Source organism: Frankia sp. QA3 (assembly GCF_000262465.1).
Lineage (GTDB): Bacteria > Actinomycetota > Actinomycetes > Frankiales > Frankiaceae > Frankia.
Genome location: NZ_CM001489.1, coordinates 5,917,392 through 5,934,390, shown reverse-complemented (window position 1 = coordinate 5,934,390; position 16,999 = coordinate 5,917,392). Strand labels below are relative to the sequence as shown.

Genomic DNA, 16,999 nt, shown 5'->3' with positions numbered 1-16,999 from the left:
GGACGAAGGCGAGCGTTACAGGCGGCAGGCCTGGATGCCGGAGACGAGGATCCCGCGGGCGCCGAGGTCCCACAGATCGTCCATCGTCCGATTGACCTCCGCGCGGGGCACCATCGCCCGCACGGCGACCCAGTCCTCCCGCTGCAATGGGGAGATCGTCGGCGATTCGTAGCCGGGCGTGATGTCACACGCCTTCTCCAACACCGCGCTCGGCACGTCATAATCCATCATCACGTACCGGCGAGCGACGAGGACGCCCTGCACACGGCGCAGCAACCGCTCGTGTGCCGTGGACAGCTCCGCCCCCCGCTTGGCGATGATGATCGCTTCGGACCGCAGGACCGGCTCCCCGAGCAGCTCCAGCCCGGCGGCCCGCAGCGTGCGGCCGGTCTCGACCACGTCGGCGACCGCGTCCGCGACCCCGAGCCGCACCGCCGTCTCCACCGCACCGTCGAGGGTCACGATGCTCGCCGGAGTGATGCCGCGGCCGGCAAGATCCGCCCGCACCAGCGCCGGGAACGATGTGGCGATCCGCCTGCCCTGCAGCTCCGCCACGTCCGCGAGCGTGCCCTCCGGGGCGGCGTAGCGGAAGGTGGCGTGCGCGTACCCGAGCGGCAGCAACTCCGCCGCGGCGGCGTTGCTGTCCAGGAGCAGGTCGCGGCCGGTGATTCCGAGATCGAGGCGCCCCGAACCGACGTATACGGCGATATCGCGTGGACGGAGGAAGAAGAACTCGATGTCGTGCTCGACATCGGTGACCACCAGCTCCGCGGACTCGCGCCGGGCCTGGTAGCCGGCGTCGGCGAGCAACTGGCTGGAGGCCGCGGACAGCGACCCCTTGTTTGGAACCGCGATACGAAGCATCGTCACTACTCAGCGTCTACGGAGGACAGGGGCGCGATCACAGGTGGGAGTATACGTCGTCCAGGGAAAGACCCAGGGAAATCATGAGGAGCTGACTCCAGTAGAGCAACTGCGAGATCTCCTCGGCTGCCCGGTCGCGGCCTTCGTACTCGGCCGCCATCCACGCCTCGGCGGCCTCCTCGACGAGTTTCTTACCGAGATGATGAACGCCCTTGTCGAGAGCGGCGACCGTACCCGAGTCGGGTGCCCGGCGCTGCCATTTGTCGGCAACCTCGGCGAAGAGTTCGTCGAATGTTTTTCCGTTGGCTGTATTCGGCGCGGCGGCGGTGTGCGTGCTGCCGATCGCCGCGGTGAGATCGCCGGCGGCCTCGACGGGGCGGGGCGCATCCCCGTCCGCCCCGGGTCGGGACAGACGCCCGGACGGCGACGACCCGGGCCGATTGGCAGGAACCATGCTCGGCATGCTACCTGCCACCGGGCCGGCGGCAGCCGCGCCGAACATCGACTTCGACCGCGGACCTCGACAGCCGCGGCGGGACATCGTCGGAGCTCGGTGGCCGCCGGCCCGCGGCCGGGGGCGATGCTGGCGGATTCCGCCGTGCCAGCGCCGCGTTGCTGGTTGACTGGGTGACTGTGTTCCCGCCTGCCCTCGTCGCCACTGATCTGGACGGGACGCTGATCCGCAGCGACGGCACCGTCTCGGCGCGTACCCGCGCGGCTCTGCGGCGGGTGGAGCGGTCCGGGGCGACCGTCGTGTTCGTCACCGGGCGGCCGAGCCGGGTGATGGCGGGCGTCGTGGCGCAGACGGCGGCCTCCGGCCTCGCCATCTGCGCGAACGGAGCGCTCGTGTTCGATCTGGACGCGGGCGTGCCGGTCAGCCACCGGTATCTGGAGCAGGCGACCGCGCTGCGGCTGGCCCGCGCCATCCGCGCCGCGGTGCCGGACGCGGTGTTCGCCGTGGAGAGCGGCGTCCGGTTCGGCCGGGAACCGGCCTTCGAGACGATGTGGCCGGATCCCGAGGAGCTGGTCGCGACGTTCCCCGAGCTGCTGCTGGCCCTGCCGGCGACGAAGCTGCTGGTCCGCCGGGGTGGTCAGCCGTTCACCGAGGTGTATCAGGCGATCGTCGAGCTTGCCGGCACGGACGCCGTGGTCACGACGTCGAGCGTGGACCTGGTCGAGATCGCCGGGCCGGGGGTGTCCAAAGCCGTGGCACTGGCGGAGCTCGCCGCCGAGCGTGGGATGACCGCCCGCGACGTCATCGCCTTCGGCGACATGCCGAACGACCTGCCGATGTTCGCCTGGGCCGGGTACTCGGTCGCCGTCGCGAACGCCCATCCGGACGTCCTCGCCGCCGCCGACGAGGTCACCGCGTCGAACGACGAGGACGGGGTGGCGCTCATCCTGGAGCGGCTGTTCCCGGCGGTGGGCTGAGCTCTCCGCCCCGGGTGGGACCGGCCTCGGTCGCGGCGGTGTTCGCCTCGGTGGGGGTGTTCACGGCGGTGGGGGTGTTCACGGCGGTGGGGGTGTTCGCGGAGTCCACGGGGTCGGCGCCGTCGCCGGCGTGGCGGCGGGGCGCGAGGAGTTCGGCGTAGCTGCGCGTGTACCTGGCGAGAATCTCGCGGAGGTCGGAGGCGGTCAGTGCGGCATACTCCTCGAAGATCTTCGCGTAGATCCGGACCTGGTCTGGATGGTTGTATCCGGTGGCCTCCAGCGTCTCGACCACGACAAGGCTGTCGTCCAGAATCGTGAAACCCTGCACGTGCGGATACTCCAGCTCGGCGGAGCTCGGCACGATCCGTACAGTAACGTTCTCCAGTTCCGCCACTGCGGCAATCCGCTTGATCTGTGCGATCATGTACTCCGGCGGCGCGAAACGGTTACCGAGGACCGACTCCATCAGGATGAACTCGAACCGCCGGGTCGCATCGTAGAGCAGATTCTGCCGCCTGATCCGCAGGCTGACCTTCTCCGCGGTCCGCTGGTACCATGCACCCTCGTCGCCACCGATGGTGATGCGGTGGTAGCCGTTCACGACCCGGCGGGCGTATTCGCTGATCTGGATCAGCCCGGGCAACAGGATCGGCTCGAACTCCCGGATGAGTGTCGCCTCCCGCTCGGCGTCGAGGATCTCCTCCTGGTCGAGGCTCACGCCCTGCCGCCGGGTCTGCATCCCGGTCCCGCCGCCGCGCCGGCGCGGCGTGCGGCGGGCGGCCGACGACTGCAGCCGTTCGGCGAGGTCGACCAGATGCCGGACGAGGTCGGGCGGAGCCTGCAACGTCCGGGCGATCCGCTCCACGTCGGCGGGGCTGGGCCGAAGCAGACCATTCTCAATCTTGGAAATCGTGCTCTGGCTGATGCCCACGGACGAGGCGAGAGCCTGGCCGGTCATCCCGCGGGAGTGGCGCAGCTGCGCGAGTTCGACCCCAAGCCGGTCCGGCGGCGTGGCGTCGGGAGCAGCCGCCGCAGGGGGCGCGCCCTCGCCCTCCATGACCACCTCCGAGGTCGGTCCGTCCCCGCCGGCCACCGCGTGCGCCCCGCCGGCTACGCCTGCGCCGGCAGGCCGCGCGCGGCCGCCAGGAACACGCTGCGGGGGATGCGCACCAATGCCTCGCCGGGCGGCACCTCGCCGGTCGGGATCCGCTGGTCCACTACCGCGTAGCCCTGGACGAAGATGTCCTGATCCTCATCGTTCACATACACCGTGGGACAGTTCGCGCTGGCACACGACGCACTGGCCACCGGGACGAGCCGCATCGCTCCTACCTCTCTGCACCACTGCGCTTCATCCTAGGGATCACGCTCGAGTCAGGACATAGCGCAGTAATAATGATCAGCTCTACGGCGGCGACGCGAATATTCCGGCCGCCCGCGGCATATTGTCACTCTAGGCTGACGACTTGACACCGAAGGCGATAACCGAACGTCACCGCCTGCTCGGTCGAGCCCATCCTCCAGCAGGCACTACCGCGACCTCAAGCAATTCCATAACCACCAAGAGTCGCCATGCGTCGAGACACAACGCCGAGCGGGACCACCACAAATAGTACCGAAACGCGTGAACTAGCAGCCTCTTCGGGCTACCCGCCCACGGGGTGCGGGAACGGAACGTGAGGGTGACGACGGCAACAGTCAGACTCGCCAATCACTGATCGTAGTGTCACGAATATTTTGAGACTCGGTCGGGACAGTCGGCTCCAGGCGAGGCCCGAGCCAAGTCCCGCCCGCCGACGCCCGGTGACGAGATCCGACCCCGGGCAACCACCGGCCGGGGGCGACACCGGCGGGTGCGCCCCTTCGGGCCACCGCACGGATGGGCCCGCGCCCGTCGTGACCGGTGGCACACTCCGGCAATGCCGGGTGTGGTGCGCTTTGCCCGGCGCGGACCGCCCGGAGCGGGCAAAGTGCCCCGTGGCAGGCGCGGCGCAACACGCTTGGCGGACGTTCGGGCGAATAGGCGGGTTGCTCCCGGTGGGCTCGCCCCACGGTAGGCCGGTCGCCCGCAGGCATCGCCGCCGGTGGTCGACCACCGGTGGTCGACCACCGCGGGCGCTGTCGGTCGGAGCCGGGCGCGCCGGGCGCGGCTCGCCGGACGTCGAGCGGGTCAGGCGCTCGAGCCGCAACGATTCCGGCTCGAATCTGAATATTCAGAAATTCTCTTGAGATTCAGGTCATCGTCCCGGATGATTCGGACTAGAGCATCTCGTCGGCCGACGGTCCCGCGGCCCGGATCCTGGCCCGGCGGTCTCCGGCCGCCACTCCGGCAGTCCTCGTCGTCACCTCGATCGACACGGGGGCTCGCCCGACAGGAGGGAAGGCCGCATGCACATCGCCAGCCGGCCGTCCGCGCCACCCTGGAGCGACCCCGACCCCGACCCCGACCCCGACCGCGAGCCCCGCCCGGCCGGGCTGCGGCTGGGCACGATCATCCCCGCCACGGCGCTCGCCCCGGCCGACCTGGCCGGCGCGGCCCTCCTCGGCGCACCGCCGTCCTGGCCGCTGTTGCTGACCTGGGCGATGGTCGCGACCTTGCTCGTGACCGCGCCGGCTGTCGGGCGCGCCCGAGACGGCCGCCGCAGCCGGCCCCGCGCCCGGGGGCTGGCTCAGACGCCCCGTACGCGGCCGATTCCGCCGCCCACGCGGTCCGGTGGCGCCGCCCATCGCTTCGACCCGGCGGGGTTCGAACCTCTCGCGGACCGAATGGCCTTGCTGCTGCGCGACTTCCTCGCCGCCGCCGTCCCCAGGCCGGACCGGCCGGCCCGGCTCGACCTGCGTGCCCCCGCGACGGCCTGGTTCGTCGACGCCTTCACCGCGGCCTCGGACCTGCTCGTCGCCACCAGCCAGGCCGATCGCCCCGCAACCCTGGCCGCCGCCGTGCGGGAGGCCGAACGACGGTGGGGGCTGCTCGACGCGTGGAGCCGCGAGACGGCCGGGTCAGACAGATCCGTCCACCCGAGACCGGATGATCCGGACGCGATCGATCACGATCCGCAACCGACATGAGGCCGCCAGCCCGTCATCGACCACGCGGAGTCGACGGCGGGCGCCGCCACGACACCGCCCGCACGGGCCGGCGCCCCATCGGTCGCCCGCGCGGGCCAGGATAGGGACATGGCGACACCCGTCCATCAGGACCCGGCCTCATCCGGGCTGCCGGCGCACGAGATCGACGCGGAGTTCCTCGCGCTGCCGCGTTCCACACTCACCGACGCGGCCCTGCAGACCGCGCGCGACCTCGGCGCCACCCATGCCGACATCCGCATCGAACGACTGCGGGACTCCTCACTGTCCTTCCGGGACGCCGCCCTGGAGAGCCGCCACGAGGGCGCCACGCTGGGCCTCGCCGTGCGAGTCGTGCACGCCGGGACCTGGGGCTTCGCGGCCGGCGTGGACCTCACCCCGGACGAGGCGGCCCGGCTGGCCCGCGAGGCCGTCGAGATGGCGCGGGTGGCGGCCCCGCTGAACTCCGAGCCCGTCGAGCTCGCCCAGGAACCGGCGCACTCCGACGCGGTCTGGGTGTCGGCGTATGCCGCCGACCCCTTCGCCATCGACGCGCGGGAGCGGATCGAGCGGGTCGGGGGGCTGTGCCGCACCCTGTTCGCGGCGAATGACGTCGACCACGTCGAGGGCCGGTTCGGCGCCGTGATGGAGAACAAGTACTACGCGGATCTGGCCGGCACCTCGACGACGCAGCAGCGGGTGCGGGTGCTCTGCCAGATCGAGGCGACGCGCGTCGACCCGGGCGGCGGCTTCGAGACGATGCGCACCATCGCCCCGCCCGTCGGCCGCGGCTGGGAGTGGATGGTCGCGGGGCCCGCGGCGGGCTGCTGGGACTGGGACGGCGAGATCGCCCTCATCCCCGGCCTGCTGGCGGAGAAGGCCAAGGCGTCGTCGGTCGAACCCGGCCCGTACGACCTGGTGATCGACCCGTCGAACCTGTGGCTGACGATCCACGAGTCCGTCGGCCACGCCACCGAGCTCGACCGGGCGCTCGGCTACGAGGCGGCCTACGCCGGCACGTCGTTCGCCACCCTGGACCAGCTCGGTGCCCTGCGCTACGGCTCCCCGGCGATGACGATCACCGGTGACCGCACCGCCCTGCACGGGCTGGCCACCATCGGCTACGACGACGAGGGCGTGCAGACCCGCCGGTTCGACATCGTGCGCGACGGCACCCTCGTCGGCTACCAGCTCGACCGGGCGATGGCAGCCCGCAACGCGAGTGTGCTCGGGGTGGAGCGCTCCAACGGCTGCGCCTTCGCCGACTCCCCCGGCCACGTGCCGATCCAGCGGATGGCGAACGTGTCGCTGCTGCCGGCGCCGGGCGGCCCGTCGACCGAGGAGCTGATCAGCCGGGTCGACCGCGGCATCTACATCGTCGGCGACAAGAGCTGGTCGATCGACATGCAGCGGTACAACTTCCAGTTCACCGGGCAGCGGTTCTACGAGATCCGCTCCGGGCGGATCGTCGGCCAGCTGCGTGACGTCGCCTACCAGGCGACGACGACGGACTTCTGGGGCTCGCTGGAGGCCGTGGGCGGCCCGGAGACCTACCTCCTCGGTGGCGCGTTCAACTGCGGCAAGGGGCAGCCCGGCCAGGTCGCGGCGGTCAGCCACGGCAGCCCGGCCGCGTTGTTCCGCGGCGTCAACGTCCTCAACACGCGGCGGGAGGCCGGCCGATGAGCCAGGTGACCGGAGCGGAGACCACCCGGGCCGACCGGGCGGGCGCGGTGCCCGAGGCCGCCCACGAGATCGTCGAGCGAGCCCTCGCGCTGTCCCGGGCGGACGGCTGCGTGGTCATCGCCACCGAGTCCAGCTCGGTCAACCTGCGCTGGGCCACCAACACCCTGACCACCAACGGGGCGAGCCGCGACCGGTCGATCACCGTCGTCAGCGTCGTCGGCCGCTCGTTCGGGGTGCGCACCGCCTCCACGATCGACACCCCGGTCGGCGGCCGGGGGGCACGGCCGGGCGACCTGCCGCATCCCACCGACGCCGACGGCCTCGCCGAGCTCGTCCGCGCCGCCGAGGAGGCCGCCCGCGAGGCGCAGGACGCCGAGGACTACGCCGACCTGCTCGGGCCCGCCACCGCCGGCCTGGCCGCGGGCGCCGGGCCGATCGCGGGCGGCGGCGCCTTCACCGACCCGGCGGCCCGCACCGGCACGGCGGTGTTCGCCGCCTTCGCCCGCGACCTCGCCGAGGCCTTCGGCGCCGCGCGGGCGCAGGACAGGCGGCTGTTCGGCTTCGCCCAGCACGACGTGACCACCACCTGGCTGGGCACGTCCACCGGCCTGCGGCTGCGGCACAGCCAGCCGACGGGCAGCGTCGAGTGGAACGCCAAGAGCGGCGTTCCCGGCGGCTCGGTGTGGCACGGGCAGTCCACCCACGACTTCACCGACGTGGACGTGGCCGCCACCGACGCGGCGTTGCGCTCCCGGCTGGCCTGGTGCGAGCGTTCGGTGGAGCTGCCCGCGGGCCGCTACGAGACGTTGCTGCCACCGTCCGCGGTCGCCGACCTGATGATCTACCTGTACTGGTCGGCCGCCGGGCGGGACGCCGCCGAGGGCCGCACGGTGTTCAGCCGGCCGGGCGGCGGGACGCGGATCGGCGAGGCGATCGGGCCGGCCGGGCTGCGGCTGTCCAGCGACCCCGCGGACCCGGAGCTGGCGACGACCCCGTTCGTGACCGCCGCGTCGTCGTCGTCGATGTCGAGCGTGTTCGACAACGGGCTGGCGCTCGGCGCCACCGACTGGATCCGGGACGGCGCGCTCGGTGCGCTCGTGCAGACCCGCGCCTCGGCCCGGGCCACGCAGAGCGCGGTCACCCCGATGATCGAGAACCTGACCCTGGATGCGGGGGGTTCGGCGTCGCTCGACGAGATGATCGCCTCGACTCGGCGCGGCCTGCTGCTGACCAGCCTGTGGTACATCCGCGACGTCGACCCGGAGGTCCTGCTGCTGACCGGGCTCACCCGAGACGGCGTCTACCTGATCGAGAACGGCGAGGTCACCGGGGCGGTGAACAACTTCCGGTTCAACGAGTCGCCGGTGGGCCTGCTGGGCCGCACGGCGCAGATCGGCGCGGCCACCCGCACCATGGCCCGGGAGTGGGCGGACTGGTTCACACTCACCCGGATGCCACCGATGCGGGTGCCGGACTTCAACATGAGCTCGGTCAGCCCGGCGAACTGACCGCCGGGCCGCCTTGGGGTGCCGGCGCCGTCACAGGTAGGCGCCGCGCCCGAACGCCTCCCCGCCGGGCTGCTGCTGCCCGCTCGGCAGCGCCCGGCGGCGCATCTCCTCGAGCTGCGCCCGGGCAGCCATCTGCTGGGCGAACAGCGCCGTCTGCAGGCCGTGGAACAAGCCCTCCAACCAGCCGACGAGCTGCGCCTGGGCGATCCTGAGCTCCCCGTCAGACGGGGTGTGGCCCTCGTCGAAGGGCAGCGACAGCCGCTCCAGCTCGGCCCGCAGCTCCGGGGCCAGCCCGTCGGAGAGCTCACGGATCGAGCTGCGGTGGATCTCCCGCAGCCGGATCCGACTGGCGTCGTCCAGCGGCGCGGCGCGTACCTCCTCCAACAACTGCTTGATCATCGTACCGATGCGCATCACCTTGTCGGGCTGGGAGACCAGCTCGGCCACGGGGTTGCCGCCGGCCGGCTCCCCCTCCTGCTCACCGTTCGGGTTCACCGACCGGGCCGGCCGGCCGAGCGCCTCCTGCGCGCTCTCGTGCAGGGCTCCGTCGGGCCCGACAATCACGACGCGGGGTTCCGGTTGATCCGTCATGACCCCTATCCTGCCCCGTCGGAGCGCGCCACACGGCGCCGGTGCGGCACCGGCCAGTCGGCCGTGGCCGGTCGCGGACAGCCACGGTCGGCCCGCGGCCCGCAACCGTCAGCGCGGGATGGTGAGGATCACCTTGCCGACGTGCCCGAGACCGGCCACATGCCGGTGCGCCGCCGCCACCTCGGTGATCGGGAGCACCTGGTCGATCACCGGCCTGATCGCGCCGCGTTCGACCGCCGGCCAGAACTCGGCGCGGACCCCGGCGACGATCTTGAACTTCTCCGCCGGCGGTCGTGCGCGCAGCGAGGCGGCATGCACCACCGCCCGCTTGTTCAGCAGGGCCCCGAGGTTGAGCTCGCCCTTCACCCCGCCCTGCAGGCCGATGACGACGAGCCGCCCGCCGACGGCGAGCAGCGACACGTTGCGCGGCAGGTAGGCCGCACCCATGTTGTCGAGGATGACGTCCGCCCCGTGGCCGTCGGTGGCCTTGCGGATCACCTCGACGAAGTCGGCGTCCCGGTAGGAGACGGCCACGTCGGCGCCGAGCTCGCGGACCCTGGCCAGCTTCGCCGGGGTGCCGGCGGTGGTGGCGATGACCGCCTCCGGCCGCAGCGCGCGGACCGCCTGGATCGCGAACGTGCCGATCCCCGATGCGCCGCCGTGCACGCAGAAGACCTCGCGGTCGTGCAGGTCGGCGATGCCGAACACGGTCGAGTAGACGGTGGCCGCGACCTCGGGCAGGCCGGCGGCCTCGACCAGGTCGACTCCCGCCGGGATCGGCAGGAGCTGGCCCGCCGGCACGTTCACCCTGCTCGCGTACCCGCCGCCGCCGAGCAGGGCGCACACCTCGGCGCCGATCTCGAACCCGGACACCTCGGGCCCGACGGCGGCCACCCGGCCGGAGCACTCCAACCCGATGATCGCGGAGTCGCCGGGCGGCGGCGGGTAGAGACCCTGCCGTTGCAGCAGGTCCGCCCGGTTGACCGCCGTGGCGACCACGTCAAGGGTTACCTCACCCGGCCCGGGCGCGGGCGGGTCCGCCACGCTGGACCAGGACATGACCTCGGGCCCGCCGGGGGCCGACACCGTCACCGCATGCACCCTCCACACGCTACGACGCCGCCGGCGCCCGCGAGCCCGCCGACCCCGGAGCCCGCCGACCCCGGAGCCCTCACCGACCCCGGACCCCCGGCGAGGACGGCTACCAGCGGTCGTGGTGGAGGACGCTCGCCAGCGGCTCCCGCGGCGCGGGTCGGAAATCCGTACCGATGGTGTAGGCGACGGGCAGCAGCACGCCCTGGCTCACATTCGGCGGGATGCCGAGCAGCTTCGCGACCTCGTCGGCGTAGCGCAGGTGCAGCGACGTCCAGGCGCTGCCGAGGCCCCGGGCCCGCAGGGCGAGCATGAAGCTCCACGCGGCCGGGAGCAGCGACCCCCAGAAGCCGGCCTGCAGCTGCGCCGGGACCTGCGTCGCGTCGCCCTCCAGGCAGCCGATGACGTGCACGGGGACCCGGTGCAGGTTCTCGGCGAGGTACCGGGCGGAGTCGGTGACCCGCTGCTGGACGGCGAGCCGCTCGCCCTCGAAGGAGTCCCGTGCCGGGCCGCCGGCGTCGAGATAGGCGGTCGAGGCGCGCCGGTAGTACTCGGCGATGCCCGCGCGCAGCTCCGGGTCGGTCACCACGATCCAGTGCCAGCCCTGCTGGTTGGAACCACTCGGCGCCTGCAACGCGATCCGCAGGCACTCCTCGACGACCTCCGGCTCGACCGGGCGGTCGAGGTCGAGCCGCCTGCGCACGCTGCGGGTCGTCGTCAGCACCTCGTCAGGGGTGAGGTCGAGCAGGGTCACGATGAGCTCCTTCGTGGCCGCCTCCCGCGCGCGTCACCGGATCAGACCGGTTCGGGTTCGGGTTCGGCGGGTGAGTCCGGCGCCGGCTCGGTGTACGGAGAGGGTTCGTGCGGCGCAGGGGGCAGATCCGGCGTGTCGGGCAGCAGCGGGCCCGGGTCATCCGGGATCGGGGCGTCCGGGTCGAGCGGCGGCGGCGAGTCCGGATGGTGCGGACGGACACCGGCGGACACCGCGGCACGCGGGCACGTCGGGATGGTCGAGGTGAACAGGCTGGACATAGAACCCGCCGTACCCGGTGGTCGGAGCCGCGGAAACATCGTCCCAGCATCGCATGGCCACCGGCCCGCCCACCCGGGGCCTCGCGCCCGGCCCCGAACGGGTCCGGTCGACACACCGACATCTCCATGGAAACAACAAACACGCCATGGTGACAACCAAAGCGATCCCGCGACACGCATGGGCAAACAACAAAACAGCCGGTCCACAACGAACGCCCATTCGGGTGGCGCCGGCCCGCCGAAGGTGCCCGCCGACGGGACCGGTCCGGCCCCCGACCTGGATGGCCGGTAAGTCACAGCGGAGATGGCGGTCCGCACGAGGTGCGGCGCCCGTATCGCCGTATTAACGGTACAGGAACTGATCGGCACTCAGGTGCCACGACATACAGCTGATCCAGTCGCTACCGTCATATGCGCATCACCCTGAACTTTTGGTTCTCTGCAACCAGTCACAGACGACCACAGCATCGACTGTCTGGCCGGCTCCGGGGACGCGCCGGCCAGGACGGGCCCGGGGAGCGTGCCAGTGGAAGCGGTCGCGGCCGACGACGAGCACGAACATCCCCACAGACAGGCGGAGTTCCACGCGTTCTTCGAGAGCCATCACCGTGCGCTGAGTCGCTTCGCGTACCTGCTGACCGGCGACCATGACGCGGCCGACGACATCACCGCCGAGGCGCTCACCGCGGCCTGGTCCAGCTGGGACCGGGTGCGCTCGGCCGAGCTCCCGCTGGCCTACGTCCGGCGCATTGTCGCGAACCTGGCGGCGGACCGGGTCCGCAAGGTCGTGCGTGAGCGGCGCGGGCTGCTCGTGCTCGGGCAGCGCGCCGAGCGATCCGCCCCGGTGCCGGACGTGCCGGCGGTGGTCGACCTGCGCACCGCCCTGATGAGCCTGCCCCCGGGCAAGCGGGCCTGCGTGGTACTCCGCTATGCCTTCGACCTGTCGGAAGTGGAGACGGCCCGGACACTGGGCATCTCCGTCGGGACGGTGAAGAGCCAGACGGCCAAGGGAGTTGCCGAGCTGGAGCGAATCCTAAAGAGAACCGAACTGCCGCCGGCCGAGACGACCCAGGAGGAGGTGACCTCCCGCATGACGCCCGAGCACCCCGACATGCCCCAGGGCGGCACGTCCCGGCCAGGCACGTCCCGGATCAGCGGCGTGCGCCCCGGCTCGGGCCGGCCCGGCGGCGGGCCCGGCACCGGCCAGTCCGATGAACCCGCCGGGCCCGACCGGTCCGCCTTCGCACGGACGGACGAGGCCGAGCCGGCTCCCGGGGCCGGGCGGCACCCTGGCGGCGAGCCGTTCCCGGGCCCCGGACGGCTGTCCAGGCCCGTCCCGCTGCCCCGGCGCGAACCACCGCGGCGCAGACCACTGCCCTGGCACGAACCCGTCGCCTGGCGCGAACCCGTAGCCTGGCGCGAACCACTGCCCTGGCCCGAACCCGCACCCCGGCTTGAACGACCGGGCTGGCCGGGACGACCGAGCTTGGCGGGGTCACCGACCTGGCCCGAGTCGCTGCCCTGGCCGCGACTGGCCTGGCCGGTGTGGCGGGTCGGCGAGGCGTAGATGACACCGAGCACGTCGGGATTCCAGGAGCCCGACCATGATCTACCAGCCGGGTCGGGCCCGGTGAGCGGCGCCAGCACCACGTTCCACGAGGAACTGCGCGGCATGCTGGGCACCGAGATGGCCCGGCACCAGCCCGACTCCGACCGGATCCGGCGCCGGCTCGCAGCGGCCGTCGGGCAACCGCTGGGCGGGTCGTCCGTCTTCCCGCTGCGCCAGCCCGGTTCCGTCTCCCCCTTCACCACCCGGCCGGGCGCCGTCCCCCACGACCGACCGGAAGCCGCCGCGCCGACCGTCGCGGGGCCGCCGCCCGCCCCCTACGCCGGCCCGGAGAGCACCACGCCGACCGTCGTCGGGGCGGGCTTCACCCCGTACGGCGAATCCGCCGCCTACGCCGAATCCGCGCTGTACGCCGAGGCCGAGCCGTACACGGACGCCGAGGTGGCCGCGTCGGGCGGCCTCGGTGCGCTGATCGACCTGGCCGGTCCGCCTGATCTGGACGACCCCACCGAGGAGGCGGACCGCGCCGGTGCGACGACGCCACTGCCGCTGGATGCGCTCTACGGCACGCGGCGCGGGCACGCGTCCGCGGCGCCGCCGAGGCGGGGCCAGGGCCTGCGCCGCACCCGGCCCGGACGTGGTGCGCCGCGGGGGACGGGTCGGCGCCGCACCCAGGCGCTTGTCGGCGCGGCCGTCACCGTGCTGAGCCTCGCCCTGGTCGCCCTGGTCGCCCTGCTTGACCTGCCGGGCTCCGATTCCTCGGACCCCCCGACCACCACGGTGACCGCGCGGCCCAATCCCACGGAGACGCCGTGGGCGACCACGAGCGCCACGCTGGCACCGTCCCGCCCGCCCGCCGTCCATTCCCCCCCGCCTCCGGGGCCCTCGGCCGGCGTCCCGCGGGGACAGGCCAGCCCCGCGGGCAGCACGGCGGCGGCAAGCGCGGCCGGCGCGGCCGAGCCGGGGGATGCCGCGCGGCCGTCGAGCGGGACGTCTGCGCAGCCGTTGACGAGGGGCACGAAGCCCGACCCGGCCGCACCGGCCCAGGACGGCGCCGGTGCGGTCGGCGCCGGCCAGGCACCCAACACCGGCCTGGCGCCGTCCGCTACCGGCATCTACACCAACTCCGTCGCCCCGTTCCCGGCCGGCTCACGGGTCCAGATCCCCGGTGCCCAGGCCGCGGACTGGGCGCTGTTCGGCGCCGGATGGGGCGGGGTGCAGAACCGGGCGGCGCTGCCGGTCCCGCTGCTCGCCGCGAGCGTCGTGGGCGTCCCGACGACGTCGTCTTCGGGCTTCGACTGGAGCGGCGGGATGCCGACGGCGAGCGGCACCGACGACACCGACCGGCTGGCGGTGCAGGGCACGGCCGCGTTGTCGACCTTCGTCACGCAGGCACGCACGCTGGAGATCTACCTCGGGTCGTCGTCGGGACGGGTCGAGATCACCGTGTCGTCGCTCGCGGACAGGCGGACCTTCACCGTCCAGCTGCCGTCGACGTTGGTCGACGGTTCGGCGGACGCCCGGGTGAGCGTGTCGCTGCCGGCGGGGATCGGGGCCACCACCGTGTCGATCTCCAGCGGGAGTTCCGCGGCATGGACGCTGGCGGCCGCCGTGCTGCGCTGACGACAGCCGGGGTCACCAGGCCAGGTGGGCCGGGGGCATCGCGGGCTTCGCCTGGCCCCACCGTCTGTCCGGCTGCCCGGCCCGGTTTTCGGCCTCCGGGTCGGGGTTGTCCCCACAACTTGCCTAGCCCATTCGAGTCATCTCACCGAGGTCTCGAAAAAAAATAAAAAATCTTGCCCCGGGCGGCAACCAAACGACACCCCCCGGACGACTGACCATGTGAACGCCACACCGGCCCCCGCGCCAGGAGGTCCGGTCGGCGTTTCGGTCCGTTCGTCCGGCTAACCCCCCCCAGCCGAGCGAACGGGCCGTCGAGCGGTACCGGGGCTGGCCGGTCAGGCCAAGGCCGGCCAGCCCCCTCGCCACCGCCGCATCCGGTCGCGCCTGGCATCCGGCCGCCGTGCCGCTCCAGCCGCCGTGCCGCTCCAGCCGCCGTGCCGCTCCAGCCGCCGTCCCGGCCGCTTCGCCTCGGGCCGGGCCAGCTCCGTCGCCCGGCCTACCGACCGGACCCTCGCCCCGGCCACCGCCCCGCCCTGTCGCCCGGTGGAGTCATCGACGGTGTGAGTCTGGTCGCGGACACCTACCCCGCGACCTACGCGGACCGGACGTGGAGAGGTAGCGTCGACAGCGTGCGCCGGCTGTTGTTTGCACCCTCGTGGATCGCGCGTCATCTCCTCGCGCTCGCTCTGATCGCGCTGTTCATCCGCATGGGGGTATGGCAGCTGACCAAGGGCGAGTCCCCCCAGGGCTCGTTGCAGAACCTCTTCTACGGGGTCGAGTGGCCGATCTTCGCCGCCTTCGTCGTGTACTGGTGGTACAAGATGATGAAGGAAGAGCTGGCGCCCAAGGACCCCAACGGTCCCCAGTGGGGCGCCGGCGGGCGGATTGCACCCGAGGCGCCCTGGCGGCCGGATCTGAACGGCCCCCGGATGTTGACCGCCGCGTCGGACTCGCCCGAGGAGGACGACGAGCTCGACGCCTACAACCGCTACCTCACCTCGCTGTACGAGCGCGACGTGCTGAGCGAGGCCCTGAAGCAGATCAACCCGAAACAGATCAACCCGAAACAGATCAACGCGAAACAGATCAACGGAGCCCGCTGATGACCCCCGCCCCCTCCCGCGCCGCCGGGGGACGTTCCGCCGCGCCCGCGGTCCGAGCCGCCCTGCTGCGGTACCGCGTGATCGCCTACGTCGTCGGCGTCGGCCTGATCCTGCTGGTCTGCGTCGGTATGCCGCTGAAGTACGCCGGCGACAACGACACCATCGTCGCGGCGGTCGGTCCGATCCACGGCTTGCTGTACATGGTCTACCTGGCCTGCGCGTACGACCTGGCAAGCCGCTGCCGGCTGCCGCTGCAGCGGACGATCCTGATCATGCTTGCGGGCACGATCCCGTTCCTGTCGTTCGTCGCCGAGCGCCGGGTCAGCGCCCTGGTCCGCCGCGAGCACCTTGCGGCGCCGGCAGGCGCCAAGGCGGCCCGCCCCGCCACCGGCGAGGCGGCCGAAGCCCCCGCCCGCTGACCCACCGGCCCCACCGCCCCTTCTGCGAGCGAGGCTCCCCACCGTCGTGCCGGGCGGCCTGGCCGTCACGGGCAGCCGGCCGGGGCCAGTCCCGGGGCCGGCTCGGCGCCGGATCGCGGGCGGACCGCCGCGAGCGCGGGGCGGTGACGCCGGGCGGGCACGGTGACCGTGAGGACCTCGCCGGACCCGAGCCGCCGCAGCCTGGCCGGGCGGGACAGCCCGCCACCGGCGGCCGACAGCACCTGGTCGGTCTCGGTCCCGAAGGCGAACACCCGCCCGTCCGACCAGGTGACCAGCTCGGTGGGCGCGCCCGACGGCCGGGCGAGGACCAGCCGGGCCCGCACCGGTTCCCAGACGACGGTGACGGTGCCGGCGGCGGGGCGCAGCAGGGCCCACTGACCGCCGGCGCGGTAGGCGGCGGCTGACGCCCGCGCCGAACGGCGGGAGCCGGCGGCCCGCGGCGGATGGTCGGCGATCACCACGAGCCCGGCGTCGTCGACGGCGATCGGCGGGGTCGGGTCCGCGTCCGGATCCGCGGCGCTCACCGCTCCGAATGCCCCGTCGGTGTGCACCCCGCGCGCTGCCGGAAGCCCGGAGGCGGAAGAGGCCAGCATCGTGGTGAGCACCGCCCGCCGCACGTCGACCCCGTCCAACCGGACCAGCCCGCAGACCGTCATCGGCTCCTCCGTCCTCCTGCCCCGCCCAAGGGCACGCGACCGCGGCGGCCGGCGCCACGGCGCAGCTCGCGCGCCACGGCCGGGCGAACGCGCCGGCGGCGGGCGGCCACGGGTGCTCCAGCGCCGGAACGTAGCAGTTCCGCGACCGCAGCACCGACCCGTTGACCGCAATCGCAGTCGGAGCCGGGAAACAGGCAGCCGGCGGAGTTTCGGCCGTCCGGCGGGAAACACCGGACGGGCCCGACGCCGACGGAATCGGACCGGTCAGGCGACTCCGACGCCAGACTGTTCGGGTTCCCGCTTCACCCGCCGGGCGGCGATGACCGGATGGGCCGGGCATTCG

At 73.0% G+C, this 16,999-nt stretch carries 17 protein-coding genes; 8 read left to right on the top strand and 9 right to left on the bottom strand.

The window, feature by feature from the left end; translation table 11 throughout:
* Positions 1-15 precede the first annotated feature (15 nt).
* Complete coding sequence (gene hisG / locus FRAQA3DRAFT_RS24350) at positions 16-864, bottom strand: ATP phosphoribosyltransferase (RefSeq protein ID WP_009741712.1); 849 nt, start codon at positions 862-864, stop codon at positions 16-18.
* Between the two features lie 37 nt (positions 865-901).
* Positions 902-1,366, bottom strand: a complete 465-nt coding sequence (locus FRAQA3DRAFT_RS24345) for a phosphoribosyl-ATP diphosphatase (RefSeq protein ID WP_255346975.1) — start codon at positions 1,364-1,366, stop codon at positions 902-904.
* Between the two features lie 125 nt (positions 1,367-1,491).
* Here FRAQA3DRAFT_RS24345 and FRAQA3DRAFT_RS24340 point away from each other — a divergent pair, with 125 nt between their 5' ends.
* Positions 1,492-2,295: an HAD family hydrolase gene (locus FRAQA3DRAFT_RS24340; RefSeq protein ID WP_009741710.1), complete on the top strand. Its 804-nt coding sequence runs from the start codon at positions 1,492-1,494 to the stop codon at positions 2,293-2,295.
* On the opposite strand, the gene FRAQA3DRAFT_RS24335 is transcribed toward FRAQA3DRAFT_RS24340, so the two are convergent.
* Together FRAQA3DRAFT_RS24335 and FRAQA3DRAFT_RS24330 are read right to left on the bottom strand one after the other, a co-directional pair.
* The gene (locus FRAQA3DRAFT_RS24335) at positions 2,261-3,352 is read right to left on the bottom strand and encodes a helix-turn-helix transcriptional regulator (protein ID WP_009741709.1); all 1,092 of its coding nucleotides are present in this window, start codon (positions 3,350-3,352) and stop codon (positions 2,261-2,263) included. The two genes, FRAQA3DRAFT_RS24340 and FRAQA3DRAFT_RS24335, sit on opposite strands and share 35 nt — an antisense overlap.
* A gap of 53 nt (positions 3,353-3,405) precedes the next feature.
* The gene (locus tag FRAQA3DRAFT_RS24330; protein WP_232291734.1) at positions 3,406-3,558 is read right to left on the bottom strand and encodes a hypothetical protein; all 153 of its coding nucleotides are present in this window, start codon (positions 3,556-3,558) and stop codon (positions 3,406-3,408) included.
* Positions 3,559-4,683: 1,125 nt separating this feature from the next.
* Here FRAQA3DRAFT_RS24330 and FRAQA3DRAFT_RS24325 point away from each other — a divergent pair.
* The 3 genes from FRAQA3DRAFT_RS24325 to FRAQA3DRAFT_RS24315 all read left to right on the top strand — a co-directional run bounded on the left by FRAQA3DRAFT_RS24325 (position 4,684) and on the right by FRAQA3DRAFT_RS24315 (position 8,552).
* A complete protein-coding gene (locus tag FRAQA3DRAFT_RS24325; protein WP_009741707.1) occupies positions 4,684-5,364 on the top strand; it encodes a hypothetical protein in 681 nt (226 codons plus the stop codon).
* Between the two features lie 108 nt (positions 5,365-5,472).
* Positions 5,473-7,044 (top strand): TldD/PmbA family protein, encoded by a 1,572-nt coding sequence (locus FRAQA3DRAFT_RS24320; RefSeq protein WP_009741706.1) that lies wholly within the window; start codon positions 5,473-5,475, stop codon positions 7,042-7,044.
* On the top strand, positions 7,041-8,552 hold the full coding sequence (locus tag FRAQA3DRAFT_RS24315) for a metallopeptidase TldD-related protein (protein WP_009741705.1): 1,512 nt from the start codon (positions 7,041-7,043) through the stop codon (positions 8,550-8,552). Before FRAQA3DRAFT_RS24320 ends, FRAQA3DRAFT_RS24315 begins: the two co-directional genes overlap by 4 nt.
* 30 nt (positions 8,553-8,582) lie before the next feature.
* Here FRAQA3DRAFT_RS24315 and FRAQA3DRAFT_RS24310 read toward each other — a convergent pair whose 3' ends face one another.
* The 4 genes from FRAQA3DRAFT_RS24310 to FRAQA3DRAFT_RS24295 all read right to left on the bottom strand — a co-directional run bounded on the left by FRAQA3DRAFT_RS24310 (position 8,583) and on the right by FRAQA3DRAFT_RS24295 (position 11,267).
* Positions 8,583-9,143: a bacterial proteasome activator family protein gene (locus FRAQA3DRAFT_RS24310; protein WP_009741704.1), complete on the bottom strand. Its 561-nt coding sequence runs from the start codon at positions 9,141-9,143 to the stop codon at positions 8,583-8,585.
* A 108-nt stretch (positions 9,144-9,251) separates the two neighbouring features.
* Positions 9,252-10,244 carry an NAD(P)H-quinone oxidoreductase gene (locus tag FRAQA3DRAFT_RS24305; RefSeq protein WP_083873663.1) on the bottom strand — a complete coding sequence of 331 codons (993 nt, stop codon included), beginning with the start codon at positions 10,242-10,244 and terminating at the stop codon, positions 9,252-9,254.
* Between the two features lie 100 nt (positions 10,245-10,344).
* Positions 10,345-10,989, bottom strand: a complete 645-nt coding sequence (locus tag FRAQA3DRAFT_RS24300; RefSeq protein WP_009741702.1) for a nitroreductase family protein — start codon at positions 10,987-10,989, stop codon at positions 10,345-10,347.
* 41 nt (positions 10,990-11,030) lie between these two features.
* Positions 11,031-11,267 (bottom strand): hypothetical protein, encoded by a 237-nt coding sequence (locus FRAQA3DRAFT_RS24295; RefSeq protein WP_009741701.1) that lies wholly within the window; start codon positions 11,265-11,267, stop codon positions 11,031-11,033.
* A gap of 520 nt (positions 11,268-11,787) precedes the next feature.
* Here FRAQA3DRAFT_RS24295 and FRAQA3DRAFT_RS24290 point away from each other — a divergent pair.
* From FRAQA3DRAFT_RS24290 to FRAQA3DRAFT_RS24275, 4 genes are all read left to right on the top strand, one after another.
* Positions 11,788-12,834 carry a SigE family RNA polymerase sigma factor gene (locus FRAQA3DRAFT_RS24290; RefSeq protein ID WP_157467634.1) on the top strand — a complete coding sequence of 349 codons (1,047 nt, stop codon included), beginning with the start codon at positions 11,788-11,790 and terminating at the stop codon, positions 12,832-12,834.
* A complete protein-coding gene (locus tag FRAQA3DRAFT_RS24285; RefSeq protein WP_009741699.1) occupies positions 12,835-14,457 on the top strand; it encodes a hypothetical protein in 1,623 nt (540 codons plus the stop codon).
* Between the two features lie 560 nt (positions 14,458-15,017).
* Complete coding sequence (locus FRAQA3DRAFT_RS24280) at positions 15,018-15,560, top strand: hypothetical protein (RefSeq protein ID WP_009741698.1); 543 nt, start codon at positions 15,018-15,020, stop codon at positions 15,558-15,560.
* Complete coding sequence (locus FRAQA3DRAFT_RS24275) at positions 15,560-15,979, top strand: DUF3817 domain-containing protein (protein ID WP_009741697.1); 420 nt, start codon at positions 15,560-15,562, stop codon at positions 15,977-15,979. The genes FRAQA3DRAFT_RS24280 and FRAQA3DRAFT_RS24275 overlap by 1 nt, the downstream gene beginning before the upstream one ends.
* A 65-nt stretch (positions 15,980-16,044) precedes the next feature.
* Here the strand turns inward: FRAQA3DRAFT_RS24275 and FRAQA3DRAFT_RS24270 are convergent, their stop codons facing one another.
* Complete coding sequence (locus FRAQA3DRAFT_RS24270) at positions 16,045-16,656, bottom strand: hypothetical protein (RefSeq protein ID WP_009741696.1); 612 nt, start codon at positions 16,654-16,656, stop codon at positions 16,045-16,047.
* Positions 16,657-16,999 lie beyond the last annotated feature (343 nt).

What these genes read in the sequence shown, in the direction of transcription:
- FRAQA3DRAFT_RS24345 (WP_255346975.1), bottom strand. Translation starts at nt 1,366, where the DNA reads ATGTTCGGCGCGGCTGCCGCCGGCCCGGTGGCAGGTAGCATGCCGAGC.
- FRAQA3DRAFT_RS24310 (WP_009741704.1), bottom strand. Translation starts at nt 9,143, where the DNA reads ATGACGGATCAACCGGAACCCCGCGTCGTGATTGTCGGGCCCGACGGA.
- FRAQA3DRAFT_RS24285 (WP_009741699.1), top strand. Translation starts at nt 12,835, where the DNA reads ATGACACCGAGCACGTCGGGATTCCAGGAGCCCGACCATGATCTACCA.
- FRAQA3DRAFT_RS24325 (WP_009741707.1), top strand. Translation starts at nt 4,684, where the DNA reads ATGCACATCGCCAGCCGGCCGTCCGCGCCACCCTGGAGCGACCCCGAC.
- hisG (WP_009741712.1), bottom strand. Translation starts at nt 864, where the DNA reads ATGCTTCGTATCGCGGTTCCAAACAAGGGGTCGCTGTCCGCGGCCTCC.
- FRAQA3DRAFT_RS24320 (WP_009741706.1), top strand. Translation starts at nt 5,473, where the DNA reads ATGGCGACACCCGTCCATCAGGACCCGGCCTCATCCGGGCTGCCGGCG.
- FRAQA3DRAFT_RS24270 (WP_009741696.1), bottom strand. Translation starts at nt 16,656, where the DNA reads ATGACGGTCTGCGGGCTGGTCCGGTTGGACGGGGTCGACGTGCGGCGG.
- FRAQA3DRAFT_RS24315 (WP_009741705.1), top strand. Translation starts at nt 7,041, where the DNA reads ATGAGCCAGGTGACCGGAGCGGAGACCACCCGGGCCGACCGGGCGGGC.
- FRAQA3DRAFT_RS24295 (WP_009741701.1), bottom strand. Translation starts at nt 11,267, where the DNA reads ATGTCCAGCCTGTTCACCTCGACCATCCCGACGTGCCCGCGTGCCGCG.
- FRAQA3DRAFT_RS24335 (WP_009741709.1), bottom strand. Translation starts at nt 3,352, where the DNA reads ATGGAGGGCGAGGGCGCGCCCCCTGCGGCGGCTGCTCCCGACGCCACG.
- FRAQA3DRAFT_RS24275 (WP_009741697.1), top strand. Translation starts at nt 15,560, where the DNA reads ATGACCCCCGCCCCCTCCCGCGCCGCCGGGGGACGTTCCGCCGCGCCC.